Source organism: Neisseria perflava (genome assembly GCF_002863305.2).
GTDB lineage: Bacteria > Pseudomonadota > Gammaproteobacteria > Burkholderiales > Neisseriaceae > Neisseria > Neisseria perflava_A.
In genome coordinates this window covers 325,474-340,583 of sequence record NZ_CP136962.1, presented here as the reverse complement: position 1 = coordinate 340,583, position 15,110 = coordinate 325,474, and the positions used below count along the sequence as shown (strand labels likewise).

Below are 15,110 nucleotides of genomic sequence, written 5' to 3'. Positions count from 1 at the left end.
CTTTAGGCATTTATGCTTCTTCTCAGGCTGTTTTAAGGTTATGATTCAATCCAAATGAAAACGACAGACATCAAGGCCATGAAAGAACTCGACAAAACCGACTTAAAAATTCTCAAGCTCCTACAACAAAACGCACGTATCCCCATGACTGAATTGGCTGAAAAAGTCGGCCTCTCCACCACGCCGGTAACCGAACGCGTCCGTCGCTTGGAACGCGACAACCTCATTACCGGCTATCACGCCCATCTGAATCCTCATGCTTTAGGCCAAAGCCTCTTGGTCTTTGTCGAGCTAAAACTGCGCTCCAAATCCGGCAATATTTTTGAAGACTTCAAACGCGAAGTGCTGAAGATTCCGCAAATTCTAGAATGCCACTTGGTCTCTGGCGAATACGACTACCTTATCAAAGTCCGCCTGCCCAATATGTCCGCCTATCGCGATATGCTCGGCAATATCCTGCTGCAACTGCCGGCTGCAGCCGAAAGCCGCAGCTATGTTGTCATGGAAGAAGTCAAAGAAGAAGTAGTATTAGACATCTAATTCTATTCGATAAACAAAGGCCGTCTGAAAGATTACAACATTCAAACGGCCTTTATTTTAAATAGGCAAAAAAAATGCACACATCCGACAGAATGTGTGCCAAGTCTACAAAGGAGAAATAGAGGAGAAACTATTAACTGACTACTCGAACCAGCTAACGAAACGAATTATGCAACAAGAGCTTCAACCGCGCAAGTATTTTTCTTGTAAAGTTTCTTAATTATTCAATTAACAGATCTTAAATGTAATCATATTTCAATGTAGATAAAAAAATGCGCATACCGTTTTGATATGCGCCAAGTCTACAAAGGAGAAATAGAGGAGAAAAATCAAGCTGCATCAAGCAACTCAACGGCGCGAATTATCCTAGCCTTCTACCCTCCTGTCAACTGTTTTCCTGCCTATTTTCAAGCATTTTGCCAAAAAACAACAAATCCGCTATTCCCCTCTTTTTCTTGCTATTTTCGCCCATATATGAAAAAAATTTAGGGCCGTATGAAACATATATTGCCACTAAAGATAAACGGCTCCATACTCACACATTCATAGTCCATATCAACCCGACCCAAAGACCATGACCACCCCACTTTCCCTTGCTGTTGTCGGCCATACCAACACAGGCAAAACCTCGCTCTTACGTACGCTTTTGCGCGACAGTACCTTCGGCGAAGTGAAAAACGCGCCCTCTACCACGCGCCATGTCGAAGAAGCCCTTATCAACGACGGCGACGACAGCTTGGTTTACCTCTACGATACACCCGGCCTTGAAGATGCCGGCGGCGTGTTGGACTGGCTGGAAACCCATACATCCGCACGCGATGACGGTATCGAACGCATCCAGCAATTCCTCAGCAACCATGAAGCGCATCACGAGTTTAACCAAGAGGCCAAAGTGCTGCGCCAAGTCATGCAAAGCGATATGGCCATGTATGTCATCGATGCGCGGGAACCCGTCCTCGACAAATACAAAGATGAGCTGACTATTTTGTCTTGGTGCGCCAAGCCCATCATGCCCGTGTTCAACTTCACCCAAAATCAAGACCTGACCGCTTGGACCAATATGCTCGCCCGCAGAAACCTGCATGTTTACGCCGGTTTCGATACCGTTGCCTTCGACTTTGAAGGCGAAATCCGATTGTGGGACAACCTCGCCACCATGTTACCCAAGCGCGACATCCTCGACCGCCTCATCAATATGCGCCGTCGCGAGTGGCAACGGCTGGATACGGAAGCGCGCCGTGAAATTGCCGATTTTCTACTGGATGCCGCCGCATTCACCCAAGAAATTGCCGAAAACGACGACCCGGCCTCGACTTTGGAAGTCATGCAATCGGAAATCCGCCAACTTGAGCGGCAAATGCAACAACGCCTGTTCACACTTTACCGCTTCTATCACGACGAAGTCGGCAGTGACAGCACATGGATGCCCAAAGCCTTCAAACAAGATCCGTTTGACAGCGAATTGCTCAAACATTACGGCATCCGTACCGGTACCGGTGCAACCGCAGGTGCACTCATCGGCTTAGGCTTGGATATTGCCACGCTTGGCGGCTCGCTTGGTTTGGGCACAGCCATCGGCGGACTGTTGGGCGGCATTTTGCCCAATGCCCAAGACATCACGGACAAAATCAACGGCCGACAAACCCTGCATACTGATCCGGAAACCCTTACCCTGCTCGCCGCACGCGCACTGGATTTGTTGCACGTCTTGCAAACGCGCGGCCACGCGGCTCAATCGCATATCGAGCTAAAAGAACGCAAAGCGCCATGGAATGCGGCAAAATTACCAAGCGAACTCAACAAAGCGCGCAGTAACCGCAAATGGTCTTCGCTTAACACACGCCAGCCCGAAACCAGCCGTAACGAACGCGCAGCCTATGCCGCCACTTTAAGCGAGAAATTAAAAGCTTAGAATTGCCGCATAACAAAAAGGCCGTCTGAAATCCAAATGTTTCAGACGGCCTTTTAATCTTAGCAAATACTTATTCAGCAGCTTTGGTCTCTCGTTTCAAACCGCCGCCAAGTGCTTTATACAAGTCGGCAAGGTTTTCCAAACGGGTCAGCTGATTAGCCAAAAGAGCAGTTTCTGCGCCGTAACTGCTGCGCTCGGCATCCAGCAAATCCAATGCGCTGGATACGCCATGTTTGTAACGCAGGCTGATGAGGCGCAGGCTGTCGTTGTAGGCACGGCTTTGTTTGCTCAAAGCGGCATAGCTTTTATCCAGCTGTTCGCGTGCAACCAAAGCATTAGAAACGTCTTTAAATGCGGATTGAACAGCAGCTTCATAAGCAACGATTTGTGCCTGTTGGCGCAGTTTGGCTACGTCAAGATTGGCTTTGTTGGTACCCCAGTCAAAGATAGGCAGAGTGATTGACGGTGCAAAAGCCCAAATACCCGTGCCGCTCTTAAACAGGCCGCTCAACTCGCCGGAAGCGGTACCGACAGAACCGGTCAGGCTGATGCGTGGGAAAAACGCCGCACGTGCCGCGCCGATATTGGCATTGGCTTGTTTGAGCGCGTGTTCGGCCGCACGGATATCCGGACGATTGAGCAACACGTCCGAACTCAAACCGGCAGGCAGTTTGGTCAATTTGAACTGCTTGCTCAAAGGTAGACCGGCAGGCAAATCTTCAGGCAAAGGTTGATTAATCAGCATAGCCAAGGAATTGCGCGCTTGCTCGCGGTTTTTTACCGCGGATGCGTAATCGGCTTTGGCCGATTCAATCAGCGCTTCCTGTTGGCGCAAATCAACGGCAGAAATCACACCGGCCTTATGGCGTAATTGCGAGAGCTTGTAAGTCGCTTCACGGGTTTGCAATACGCGTTGTGCCAATGCCATGGTTTCTTCGGCGTAGCGTTCGTTAAAATAGGCTTTGGCAACGGTAGAAATCAGGGTCAGATGGGCGGCATCGCGGTTGGCAGCCACATTGAAATAACCTTGCAACGCGGCTTCACTGGTACTGCGGACACGGCCGAAGAGGTCAAGCTCATAAGAGGCTGCGCCCAAACCCACGCTGTATTGGCTGCTAACGCTGCCGCCACTCAAACTGCCTTGACGCGAACCTGTACCGCTGGCATTGACGGTTGGCAACAAATTATTACGCGCAATCATATATTGCTTGCGGTAGATTTCCGCATTCAGCGCGGCTGTACGCAAATCGGTATTGCGTTCCAATGCGATGTCGATTAGACGGTGAAGGCGCGGATCGGCAAAGTAATCTTGCCAACCCAATTCAGCGGCACGGATACCGTCGTCAACAGTATCGTATTTAAACGTATCGGCCACGGCAACTTGAGGCTGCTCATATTTCGGCATCATGGTACAGGCCGACAAAGCCACAGCGGCGGCAACGGCGGTCAGTACAGGTTTGAATGTAATCTTCTTCATTTTAGAATCCTTTAGCATTTTGAGGCCGTCTGAAAATTTTTCAGACGGCCTTTGCTTTAATACTTGTCTGAATCGTGTTTACCGTCTTCAATCATGCCGGCTTCAGCGGCGTGTTTGGCGGCCATCTCATGCTCGTGTGCGGTTTCTTTAAAGAATTTGCGCACAACCACATAGAACAAAGGCACAAGGAACACAGACAGAATCGTACCGATCAACATACCCCAGACCACGGTCGTACCAATCGCACGTTGGCTGGCGGAGCTGGCACCGCTGGCAACATAAAGCGGTACCACGCCCAAGATGAAGGCAAACGAAGTCATGATAATCGGACGGAAACGCAAGTGTGCGGCGGCAAGCGCAGCTTCAAGCGCGCTCTTGCCTTGCGCTTGCAGGTCTTTGGCAAACTCGATAATCAAAATCGCGTTTTTCGCACTCAAACCCATCACCGTAACGAAACCGACTTGGAAGTAGATATCGTTGGCGTATGCCGGAATACTGCCCAGCAGCGCTTCAAACATGTTGCGGCCGGTCACGCCCAATGCCGCGCCAATCAAGCCCAACGGAATCACAAGGATAACCGCCAACGGGATAGACCAGCTTTCGTACAAAGCAGCCAATACCAAGAATACAGCGGCAGCGGCCAATGCGTACAACATGACTGTTTGCGAGCTGCCTTTGGCCTCTTCACGAGACTGACCGCCCCATTCCAAACTGTAACCGCCGCCCATTTCATCAACCATTTGCTGTACCGCAGCCATGGCTTGACCGGAAGACACGCCATTAACAGGCGAGCCGGAAAGCTCCATTGCAGGATAACCATTGAAGCGGACGCTTTGTTCCATACCGTTTTCCCAAGAAACAGTAGCAATGGTAGAAAGCGGTACGGCAACACCGGATTTATTCGGCACGGTCAAGTTCAGAATATCGGCAGGCTGCATACGGGCACTCGCATCAGCTTGTACCATCACGCGTTGCAGACGGCCTTGATTCGGGAAGTCGTTTACATAAGACGAACCCAAAGAAGAAGCCAAAGCAGTACGGATGTCAGAGAACGAAATACCTTGTGCAGCTGCGGCAGAGCGATTGATGTCGATTTTCAACTGCGGCGCATCTTCCAAACCGCTCGCACGAACGGTACTTGGGTTAAACAAACCGCTTTTGCGCATTTTGTCAATCAACTCATTGCGCTTGGCCAATAATGCGGCATGGCCGCTGTTGTTACGGTCTTGCAGGTAAATCGTCAAGCCGGAGCCTGTACCCAATTCCATAATGGCAGGAGGCACAATCGCCAAACCGAAACCGTCTTTCAGCGTAGCCATCATCATGCCGGTCAACTTACCGGAAATAGAAGTCGCATCGCTGCCCGGAGCAGTACGTTCGCTCCAGTCTTTCAGAATGACAAAGCCCAAAGCCATGTTTTGGCCGGAACCGCTAAAACTAAAGCCGGAAACGGTAACAATGTTCTCGATCTCAGGTACAGATTTCGCCAGTTGAGTGATTTGAGCCAAAGTTGCATCGGTACGCTCTTTGGTCGCGCCGGCAGGCAGCTGTACGCTCAACATCAAGTTACCTTGGTCTTCAGTCGGCAAGAAGGAAGTCGGCAGACGCATAAACAGGAATACGCCCACAACAGTCAAACCGATATAGACAACCATCATGCGCAAAGTCTTGCGCAAGACTTTGGCTACCCAGCCTTCGTAGCCGTGTGTCCAGTTGTCGAATTTCTTGTTAAACCAACCGAAGAAACCTTTTTTCTCTTCGTGATGACCATTCTGAATCGGCTTGAGCATGGTGGCACACAATGCCGGAGTCAGCGTCAAAGCAAGGAATGCGGAGAAGCCGATCGATGCCACCATGGTCAGGGCAAACTGTTTGTAAATGTTACCGGTTGCACCGCTAAACATTGCCAGCGGCACAAATACGGACATCAACACGGCAGTAATACCGATCACCGCGCCGGAAATCTGACTCATCGCTTTTTTGGTTGCAGCCTTAGGCGACAGACCTTCACTCGCCATAATACGCTCAACGTTTTCAACGACCACAATCGCGTCATCGACCACAATACCGATCACCAATACCATCGCAAACATGGTCAATACGTTAATCGACATACCCATGTATGAGATAAAGGCAAAACCGCCCAACAGGGAAATCGGTACAACAATGGTCGGAATCAGCGTATAGCGGATGTTTTGCAGGAAGAGATACATCACTAAGAATACCAATACGATGGCTTCCAAAAGCGTATGGATCACTTTCTCAATCGAAATTTCCACAAATTTGGAAGTATCGTAAGGAACTTTCCAGCTCATGCCGTCTGGAAAATACTTCTGCAAAACTGCCATTTTTTCTTTCACGGCAGTCGCCGTTGCCAAAGCGTTACCGCTGTTGGACAGCATCACTGCCATACCGGTGGTATTCACGCCGTTCAAACGTGTGGAAGTAGAATAGTCCTGCATACCCAAGCTGACTTTGGCAACGTCTTTCAGATAGACATTAGAACCATCGGTATTGGATACCAAAATGATGTTGCCAAACTCTTCAGCAGTGCTCAGCTGACCTTGCGCCGTCACAGTTGCTGAAATAGTCTGACCTGCAGCCGCCGGCAAAGAACCGATAGAGCCTGCAGAAATTTGGATATTTTGTGTCGCAAGCGCATTGGTTACCGTTGCAAAAGACAGGTTGTAGTTTTGCAGTTTTTTCGGGTCAACCCAAATACGCATGGCGCGTTGCGCACCAAACAATTGTACCTGCCCTACGCCGTCGATACGCTGCAGTTCAGGAATGATATTGCGCTGGGCGTAATCGTTCATTTCCTCAATGGATTGCTTTTCAGAAGAAAGCATGACCACTTGCAAGAAGTTGGAACGCGCTTTAGATACGGTTACACCATATTGCTGTACGGTAGACGGCAATGTGGACAACACTTCCGACAATTTGTTCTGCACGTCTACCTGCGCCAAATCTTCATTGGTTTCCGGTGCAAACGTCAGACTGACGCTGCCGCTGCCACTGGAATTGGCAGAAGTCGTCATATAGTCCAAACCTTCCACACCGTACATATTACGTTCGATAACGGCCAGTACGCTGTCTTCCATTACCTGAGCCGAAGCGCCCGGATAAGTAGCGCGCAAAGTAATGGTCGGTGCAGCAACGGACGGATATTGGGAAATCGGCAGTTTTTGAATGCCGAAAATACCCGCTGCGATGATAAAAATCGCAATCACCCATGCAAAAATGGGGCGGTCAATAAAAAACTTAGACATTCACGCGTTCCTTATTTGGCTTCAGATGCAGCTTTAGCTTCAGGCTTGGTCTCGGATGCAGCCTTGCCGTCTGAAACTGCTGGTGTTGCTGCCGCAGCGTTTGCAGGCGGCGTCCATTCTTTCGGCGTTACCTGTTTAGCACCCGACATAGCGGCGATACTGATGCCTTCAACAATCACTTTGTCGCCGTCTTTCAGGCCGTCTGTAATAACCCAATTGGTACCTTGCTGTTGGGCTACGGTCACGACACGCGCTTCCATTTCGCTCTTGTCATTCACCACCATCACAGTATCTTGCGAACCGCGGGTAACTGCTTGTTGCGGTACCACAAATGCATTATCCACTGCCACTTGCTCCATCAACACGCGCACATACAAGCCCGGCATCAAGATATTTCTGTCGTTAGGAATGGCGGCGCGCAAGGTAATTTGACCGGTCGTTTCGTTGACAGTCGGATCTGCAAACAGCAGACGGCCTTTTTCAGGATAAACCGTACCGTCATCAAATTTGATGTCTACTGCAATCGCGCCGTTTGCCGCCAACAATTTGCCTTCGGCAACCTGTTGACGCAGTTTCATGACCTCACTCGCAGACTGGGTAACATTGACATACATCGGATTGGTTTGTTGGATCGTAGCTAAAACAGTAGTATCACCGGAATTCAGCAGCGTACCTTCAGAAACTTTAGATTGACCGATAAAGCCGGAAATCGGCGCAGTAATACGGGATCGGTTCAGGCTGATACCGGCAGATTTGATGGCTGCTTGAGCGGATTTGACGCTTGCCTCTGCTGAACGCTTGGCCGTTACGGCCGCATCATATTCTTGTTGGCTGATGGCATCGGCGGCAACCAGCGGTTTGTAGCGGGCCAGGTCGGCGTTCGCTTTGGCCAAAGTCGCTTGCGCACTCGCCAACTGGGCGCGTGCGCTTTCTAAATTTGCTTCATAAGTTGAGCTGTCGATTTGGTACAAAGGCTGACCGGCTTGCACATAGCTGCCCTCTTGGAACAGGCGTTTTTGCAGAATACCGCCGACTTGGGCGCGAACTTCCGCAGTACGCAATGATTCCAGACGGCCCGGCAACTCGGTTGTCAACGCAACGGTTTCCGGATGTACAGTGACCACGCGAACTTCAGGCGCAGGTTGTTTTTGCTGTTGCTGACTGCCTTGCGCCTGTTGGCCGGCTGCCTTCTCATCGCCTTTGCCGCAAGCAGAAAGCGCCAATGCAGTAGCCGCCGCAATCGCCGCGACACGCATCATTTTAGAAGCATAAAGAGCCATAATTTTCCTATCTCTATGATAAATAAGGGTTTGACTAATTAAAAATTGATTACTTTAATTTCATATTTCATAAGCAGAAATTGCCTGCTTTTGTGAAAAACAGGCTGATTATATAGTGTTGAGAAACACTATATAATATTAAATTGAATTATACATACATTCTTGCATGTTCAGAAGTAATTTTTTATAATCCGAACCATAAATTTACATTTCCTACAAAACAACTATGAGAAGAACCAAAACCGAAGCCTTAAAAACCAAAGAATATCTCATGCTTGCCGCATTGGATACGTTTTATCAGAAAGGCATTGCCCGCACCTCGCTTAACGAAATTGCCCAAGCCGCAGGCGTAACGCGCGGCGCGCTGTATTGGCATTTCAAAAACAAAGAAGATTTGTTTGACGCCTTGTTTCAACGGATTTGCGACGACATCGAAAGCTGCATGAAAGAAGACTCGAACAACAATAACGAACAGGCTTGGTCAAGCTTCCGACTGACCCTGACCCGTTTTTTCGAGCGCCTGCAACACAACGAGCTTCACTATAAATTCCACAGCATTTTGTTTTTAAAATGCGAACACACCGAGCAAAACAAGGCGGTTATTGCCATCGCTAAAAAACACCAATCACTATGGCGTGAAAAAAACGTTGCTGTCCTGACTGATGCAGTACAACAAAAAGCGTTGGCGGATAATTTAGATATCGATATGGCAGTCATCTTCATCAAGTCTTCATTAGACGGCTTGATTTGGCGCTGGCTTTCTTCAGGTCAAGGCTTCGATTTGGCACAAACTGCCCCACGCATGATTGAAATCATCATTAATACATTGGAAAACCATCCGCAATTAAGAAAACAATCATAAACATCAAAAATAAAAGGCCGTCTGAAACATTAAAAGTTTCAGACGGCCTTTTGGTTCAAACCTAATTAACGTGTTACCGGTTTGTAACGGATACGTTTCGGTTTGGCACCCTCTTCGCCCAAACGGCGTTTCTTGTCGGCTTCGTATTCCTGATAGTTGCCGTCGAAGAACACCCATTTAGAGTCGCCTTCACAAGCCAAAATATGCGTAGCGATACGGTCGAGGAACCAGCGGTCGTGCGAAATCACCATTACGCTGCCGGCAAATTCCAGCAATGCGTCTTCCAACGCGCGCAAGGTTTCCACGTCGAGGTCGTTGGACGGTTCGTCCAGCAGCAACACATTGCCGCCGCTCAATAAGGTTTTTGCTAAGTGCAAACGTCCGCGTTCGCCGCCTGACAATTGACCTGCGATTTTGCTTTGGTCGCTGCCTTTGAAGTTGAAACGTCCCAAATATTGGCGGGCGGGAATTTCAAACTGTCCGACCTGCAAAATATCGCGACCTTCGGCGATGTTGTCGAACACGGTTTTGTCGTTTTGCAAACCTTCGCGGCTTTGATCAATCAGGCTCATTTTCACAGTTTGCCCGATTTTCACTTCGCCGGAATCGGGCTGCTCTTTGCCCGCAATCATTTTGAACAGCGTCGATTTACCCGCACCGTTCGGGCCGATGATGCCGACAATCGCGCCCGCAGGCACTTTGAAGCTCAAATCGTCAATCAACACTTTATCGCCAAACGATTTGGAAACGTTCACAAATTCAATCACTTCGTTACCCAAACGCTCGGCGACGGGAATGAAGATTTCCTGCGTTTCATTGCGTTTTTGGTATTCGTAGTTACTCATTTCTTCAAAACGCGCCAAACGCGCTTTGGACTTGGCTTGACGGCCTTTGGCATTTTGGCGCACCCATTCCAATTCCTGCTTCATCGCTTTCACGCGCGCGGCTTCGGATTTCGCCTCGTTTTCCAAGCGTTTTTCTTTCTGCTCCAGCCAAGACGAGTAATTGCCTTTCCACGGGATACCGTGTCCGCGGTCGAGTTCCAAAATCCATTCGGCGGCATTGTCCAAGAAGTAGCGGTCATGCGTTACCGCAACGACTGTACCGGGGAAGCGCACCAAGAATTGCTCCAGCCATTCGACCGATTCCGCATCCAAGTGGTTGGTCGGCTCGTCCAGCAAAAGCATATCGGGCTTGCTCAACAAGAGTTTGCACAAAGCGACGCGGCGTTTCTCACCACCGGACAGATTGCCGATTTTGGCATCCCAATCAGGCAGACGCAGCGCGTCGGCAGCGATGTCCAATTCGTGTTCCGCACCGCCGCCCGTGGACGAACCAGCCGCAATAATCGCTTCCAAGCGGCCCTGTTCTTCCGCTAACGCGTCAAAATCCGCATCAGGATTGGCGTACTCGGCATACACTTCTTCCAAGCGTTTCTGCGCCGCAGCTACTTCGCCCAAACCGCTTTCCACTTCCTCGCGCACGGTTTTTTCAGGATCAAGCTCAGGCTCTTGCGGCAGGTAGCCGATTTTAATGCCGCCCATCGGCACGGCTTCGCCCTCAAATTCCTTATCCACACCAGCCATAATCCGCAGTACAGTAGATTTACCCGCACCGTTCAAACCGAGCAAACCAATTTTTGCACCAGGGAAAAATGAAAGGGAAATGTCTTTAATAATGGTTTTTTGCGGCGGCACAACCTTACTCACGCGCAGCATAGAATAGACGTATTGTTGGGACATAGTTTTCTCGTTTCCGTCAAACAAATTTCAGACGGCCCATTTTAACCGATTGCTCAAATACTTGCTTGTTCAAATGCCGTCTGAAAATAGAAATCAGCATCACAATATGCAGCAAAGCCGAACCAATGCTTTCATTCTCCAAAATTTTCAACACGAAACCGTAAAAAATTTGATTTAAGCCAGTTTATCTTTGAACAAACGTTGCCAATATTCGATACGCTCCATAAAATGCGCCTATATCCTTGAAAGTACATAAACAAATAATAACGACAAAGAAACACCGCGCTAAAAACAATTTCAGATTTCCCAATACAAATACTTTTAAAATAAGGATTTACCTCATGTCAGAACATACGCAAAAAACAGCAAAACAAGGTTTGCCGTCACTGGCAAAAAGTACGATTTGGATGCTGAGCTTCGGCTATCTCGGCGTTCAGACGGCCTTTACCCTGCAAAGCTCACAAATGAGCCGAATTTTTCAAACTTTAGGCGCTGACCCGCACAGTTTGGGCTGGTTTTTCATTCTGCCCCCATTGGCCGGTATGTTGGTTCAGCCGATTGTGGGCTACTACTCAGACCGCACTTGGATGCCGCGCTTGGGCGGTCGTCGTCTGCCCTATCTACTTTACGGTACGCTGATTGCGGTTATCGTCATGATTCTGATGCCGAACTCGGGCAGCTTCGGTTTTGGCTACGCTTCCTTGGCGGCTTTGTCATTTGGCGCACTGATGATTGCGCTGTTGGACGTATCCTCCAATATGGCAATGCAGCCGTTTAAAATGATGGTCGGCGACATGGTCAACGAGGAGCAGAAAAGCTACGCCTACGGCATTCAAAGTTTCTTAGCCAATACAGGTGCTGTCGTCGCCGCCATCTTGCCATTCGTCTTTGCCTATATCGGTTTGGAAAACACGGCAGAAAAAGGCGTTATTCCGCAAACCGTAGTCGTAGCATTCTATGTGGGTGCAGCCTTACTGATTATTACCAGTGCGTTCACCATCTTCAAAGTCAAAGAATATGATCCGGAAACCTACGCCCGCTACCACGGCATCGACGTCGCTGCGAATCAGGAAAAAGCCAACTGGTTTGAACTCTTAAAAACCGCACCTAAAGCGTTTTGGACGGTCACTTTGGTGCAATTCTTCTGCTGGTTCGCCTTCCAATATATGTGGACTTACTCGGCAGGCGCGATTGCAGAAAACGTTTGGCAGACAACCGATGCCTCTTCCGTAGGCTACCAAGAAGCAGGCAACTGGTACGGCGTTTTGGCGGCGGTACAATCCATTGCTGCCGTTATCTGCTCGTTTATTCTGGCAAAAGTACCGAATCAATACCATAAAGTCGGTTATTTCGGTTGCTTGGCTTTGGGTGCGCTCGGTTTCTTCTCCGTTTTCTTCATCAGCAATCAATACGCCTTGGTGTTGTCTTATACCTTAATCGGCATCGCGTGGGCAGGCATCATTACCTATCCTTTGACGATTGTAACCAATGCCCTCTCAGGCAAACACATGGGTACTTATTTGGGTCTGTTTAACGGCTCTATCTGTATGCCTCAGATCGTCGCCTCTCTGCTGAGCTTTATCCTCTTCCCTATGCTGGGCAGCCATCAGGCAACCATGTTCTTGGTTGCAGGCGCAGTCTTGCTGCTTGGAGCCTTCTCAGTATGTCTGATTAAAGAGACCCACGGCGAATAATCCATCAATACCATCGGCAAAGGCCATCTGAAACCTTTGCCGAACTTACAATTTTAATAACAGGAGCTTCATAAATGTACACAAGAATCATGGAAATCAGCCCTTGGACGCTGCGTTCGGCAAAACTGGAAAAAGAACACAAACGGCTGCAAGAGAGCCTGACCAGCTTGGGCAACGGCTATATGGGTATGCGCGGCAGCTTTGAGGAAACCTACTCCGCCGACAGCCACTTGGGCACCTACATCGCCGGCGTGTGGTTCCCCGACAAAACCCGTGTCGGCTGGTGGAAAAACGGCTATCCCAAATATTTCGGCAAAGCCATCAATGCGCTCAATTTCAGCAAAGTCAAAATCTTTATTGACGGGCAGGAAGTGGACTTGGCGAAAAACGACGTTACCGGCTTCTCCGTCGAACTCGATATGCAGCACGGCGTGTTGCGCCGCTCGTTCACCGTGTTCGGCGTGCGTTTCGATGTGTGCAAATTCCTGTCCGTCGCGCAAAAAGAGCTGGCGGTTATCCGCTGGGAAGCCGTATCCGTTGACGGCAAAACCCACCAAGTCCGCATCGATTCCATCATCGACGCCGACGTGAAAAACGAAGACTCCAACTACGAAGAAAAATTCTGGCAGGTATTGGACAAAGGCGTTTCAGACGACCGCTCATACATTGCCACCCAAACCGTCGCCAATCCTTTCGGCGTGGAACAATTCATCGTCAACGCCGAGCAAACCTTCGCCGGCGGCTTCAAAGCCCTCGACGGCAGCCAAACCGACTGGCAGGTCTCCAATTCTTTTGAAGCCGAAGTCGGCGGCACGCCCGAAACCTTTGAAAAACGCGTGATTATTACCACCAGCCGCGATTATCAGGGCTTGGAAGCAGTGAAAGCCGCCGGTCGCGCCTTATCGGAAAAAATCGCAGGCGTTGCGTTTGAAAACTTGCTGGACGCGCACAAAGCAGGCTGGCTGCACCGTTGGGAAATCGCCGACGTGGTCATCGAAGGCAGCGACGAAGCACAGCAGGGCATCCGCTTCAACCTGTTCCAACTGTTCTCCACCTACTACGGCGAAGACGCGCGACTGAACATCGGCCCCAAAGGCTTTACCGGCGAAAAATACGGCGGCGCAACCTATTGGGATACCGAAGCCTACGCCGTGCCGCTCTACCTCGCACTGGCAGAACCCGAAGTTACCCGCAACCTACTGCAATACCGCCGCAACCAACTGCCGCAGGCGCAACATAACGCGCGCGAACAAGGCTTGGCGGGCGCACTCTATCCGATGGTGACGTTTACGGGCATTGAGTGCCACAACGAATGGGAAATCACCTTCGAGGAAATCCACCGCAACGGCGCGATTCCTTACGCCATCTACAACTACACCAACTACACCGGCGACGAAAGCTATCTTGCCAAAGAAGGCTTGGAAGTCTTGGTCGAAGTATCCCGCTTCTGGGCGGACCGCGTCCACTTCTCCAAACGCAACGGCAAATACATGATTCACGGCGTAACCGGCCCGAACGAATACGAAAACAACATCAACAACAACTGGTACACCAACACCCTCGCTGCATGGGTATTGGACTACACCCGCGAAGCCCTAGCGAAATACCCGCGTCCGGATTTGAACGTGAGTGCCGCCGAGTTGGAAAAATGGGCAGACATCAGCGCGAATATGTACCGTCCGCATGACGAAGAACTCGGCGTATTCGTGCAGCACGACGGCTTCCTCGACAAAGACATCCGCCCCGTGTCCGCGCTTTCGCCTGACGATTTGCCGCTCAACCAGAAATGGTCGTGGGACAAAATCCTGCGTTCGCCCTTCATCAAACAGGCGGACGTATTGCAAGGCATCTACTTCTTCGGCGACCGTTTCAATATCGACGAAAAACGCCGCAACTTCGACTTCTACGAACCGATGACCGTGCACGAAAGCTCGCTGTCGCCTTGTATCCACGCCATCCTCGCCGCCGAACTGGGCAAAGAAGAAAAAGCCGTGGAAATGTACCAGCGCACCGCCCGACTGGACTTGGACAACTACAACAACGACACCGAAGACGGCCTGCACATTACTTCTATGACCGGATCGTGGCTCGCCATCGTCCAAGGTTTCGCCCAAATGAAAACCTGGGGCGGCAAACTCAGCTTTGCACCGTTCCTGCCGAGCGCATGGACCGGCTACGCCTTCCATATCAACTACCGAGGCCGTCTGATTAAAGTCGCCGTCGGCAAAGAAAACGTCGTCTTCACCCTGCTCAAAGGCGAGCCGCTAGATTTGCAGGTGTACGGTAAAGACATCACGCTCAACGGCAGCCACACTGTCGCGTTGGAAAAATAAG

Annotated in this window: 10 protein-coding genes; 5 read left to right on the top strand and 5 right to left on the bottom strand. The window is 50.0% G+C overall.

The features are described from left to right. Positions 1-78: 78 nt before the first annotated feature. Both CYJ98_RS01505 and CYJ98_RS01500 read left to right on the top strand, forming a co-directional pair. Positions 79-540 carry a winged helix-turn-helix transcriptional regulator gene (locus CYJ98_RS01505; RefSeq protein WP_003747450.1) on the top strand — a complete coding sequence of 154 codons (462 nt, stop codon included), beginning with the start codon at positions 79-81 and terminating at the stop codon, positions 538-540. Between the two features lie 574 nt (positions 541-1,114). Further along, a complete protein-coding gene (locus tag CYJ98_RS01500; protein WP_101755017.1) occupies positions 1,115-2,452 on the top strand; it encodes a GTPase/DUF3482 domain-containing protein in 1,338 nt (445 codons plus the stop codon). Positions 2,453-2,522: 70 nt separating this feature from the next. Here CYJ98_RS01500 and CYJ98_RS01495 read toward each other — a convergent pair whose 3' ends face one another. Genes CYJ98_RS01495 through CYJ98_RS01485 form a run of 3 tightly spaced genes read right to left on the bottom strand, consistent with a single transcriptional unit; the run spans position 2,523 to position 8,478 of the window. After that, the gene (locus tag CYJ98_RS01495; protein WP_141755478.1) at positions 2,523-3,929 is read right to left on the bottom strand and encodes an efflux transporter outer membrane subunit; all 1,407 of its coding nucleotides are present in this window, start codon (positions 3,927-3,929) and stop codon (positions 2,523-2,525) included. Between the two features lie 56 nt (positions 3,930-3,985). Next, the gene (locus CYJ98_RS01490; RefSeq protein ID WP_101755016.1) at positions 3,986-7,198 is read right to left on the bottom strand and encodes an efflux RND transporter permease subunit; all 3,213 of its coding nucleotides are present in this window, start codon (positions 7,196-7,198) and stop codon (positions 3,986-3,988) included. A gap of 11 nt (positions 7,199-7,209) precedes the next feature. Continuing rightward, positions 7,210-8,478 carry an efflux RND transporter periplasmic adaptor subunit gene (locus CYJ98_RS01485; RefSeq protein ID WP_101755015.1) on the bottom strand — a complete coding sequence of 423 codons (1,269 nt, stop codon included), beginning with the start codon at positions 8,476-8,478 and terminating at the stop codon, positions 7,210-7,212. Between the two features lie 226 nt (positions 8,479-8,704). Between CYJ98_RS01485 and CYJ98_RS01480 the strand changes: the two genes are divergently transcribed. Then, a complete protein-coding gene (locus CYJ98_RS01480; protein ID WP_101755014.1) occupies positions 8,705-9,340 on the top strand; it encodes a TetR family transcriptional regulator in 636 nt (211 codons plus the stop codon). Positions 9,341-9,405: 65 nt separating this feature from the next. Here CYJ98_RS01480 and ettA read toward each other — a convergent pair whose 3' ends face one another. After that, positions 9,406-11,082 (bottom strand): energy-dependent translational throttle protein EttA, encoded by a 1,677-nt coding sequence (gene ettA / locus CYJ98_RS01475; RefSeq protein ID WP_101755013.1) that lies wholly within the window; start codon positions 11,080-11,082, stop codon positions 9,406-9,408. Positions 11,083-11,098: 16 nt separating this feature from the next. Continuing rightward, positions 11,099-11,236: a hypothetical protein gene (locus tag CYJ98_RS01470; protein WP_210389879.1), complete on the bottom strand. Its 138-nt coding sequence runs from the start codon at positions 11,234-11,236 to the stop codon at positions 11,099-11,101. 187 nt (positions 11,237-11,423) lie between these two features. Between CYJ98_RS01470 and CYJ98_RS01465 the strand changes: the two genes are divergently transcribed. Both CYJ98_RS01465 and CYJ98_RS01460 read left to right on the top strand, forming a co-directional pair. After that, complete coding sequence (locus tag CYJ98_RS01465; protein ID WP_101755012.1) at positions 11,424-12,776, top strand: SLC45 family MFS transporter; 1,353 nt, start codon at positions 11,424-11,426, stop codon at positions 12,774-12,776. Between the two features lie 74 nt (positions 12,777-12,850). Beyond that, positions 12,851-15,109 carry a glycoside hydrolase family 65 protein gene (locus CYJ98_RS01460; protein ID WP_101755011.1) on the top strand — a complete coding sequence of 753 codons (2,259 nt, stop codon included), beginning with the start codon at positions 12,851-12,853 and terminating at the stop codon, positions 15,107-15,109. Position 15,110: the final 1 nt, after the last annotated feature.

Excerpts from the sequence above, each read along its gene's own strand:
- CYJ98_RS01505 (WP_003747450.1), top strand. The coding sequence starts at position 79 with ATGAAAGAACTCGACAAAACCGACTTAAAAATTCTCAAGCTCCTACAA.
- CYJ98_RS01500 (WP_101755017.1), top strand. The coding sequence starts at position 1,115 with ATGACCACCCCACTTTCCCTTGCTGTTGTCGGCCATACCAACACAGGC.
- CYJ98_RS01495 (WP_141755478.1), bottom strand. The coding sequence starts at position 3,929 with ATGAAGAAGATTACATTCAAACCTGTACTGACCGCCGTTGCCGCCGCT.
- CYJ98_RS01490 (WP_101755016.1), bottom strand. The coding sequence starts at position 7,198 with ATGTCTAAGTTTTTTATTGACCGCCCCATTTTTGCATGGGTGATTGCG.
- CYJ98_RS01485 (WP_101755015.1), bottom strand. The coding sequence starts at position 8,478 with ATGGCTCTTTATGCTTCTAAAATGATGCGTGTCGCGGCGATTGCGGCG.
- CYJ98_RS01480 (WP_101755014.1), top strand. The coding sequence starts at position 8,705 with ATGAGAAGAACCAAAACCGAAGCCTTAAAAACCAAAGAATATCTCATG.
- ettA (WP_101755013.1), bottom strand. The coding sequence starts at position 11,082 with ATGTCCCAACAATACGTCTATTCTATGCTGCGCGTGAGTAAGGTTGTG.
- CYJ98_RS01465 (WP_101755012.1), top strand. The coding sequence starts at position 11,424 with ATGTCAGAACATACGCAAAAAACAGCAAAACAAGGTTTGCCGTCACTG.
- CYJ98_RS01460 (WP_101755011.1), top strand. The coding sequence starts at position 12,851 with ATGTACACAAGAATCATGGAAATCAGCCCTTGGACGCTGCGTTCGGCA.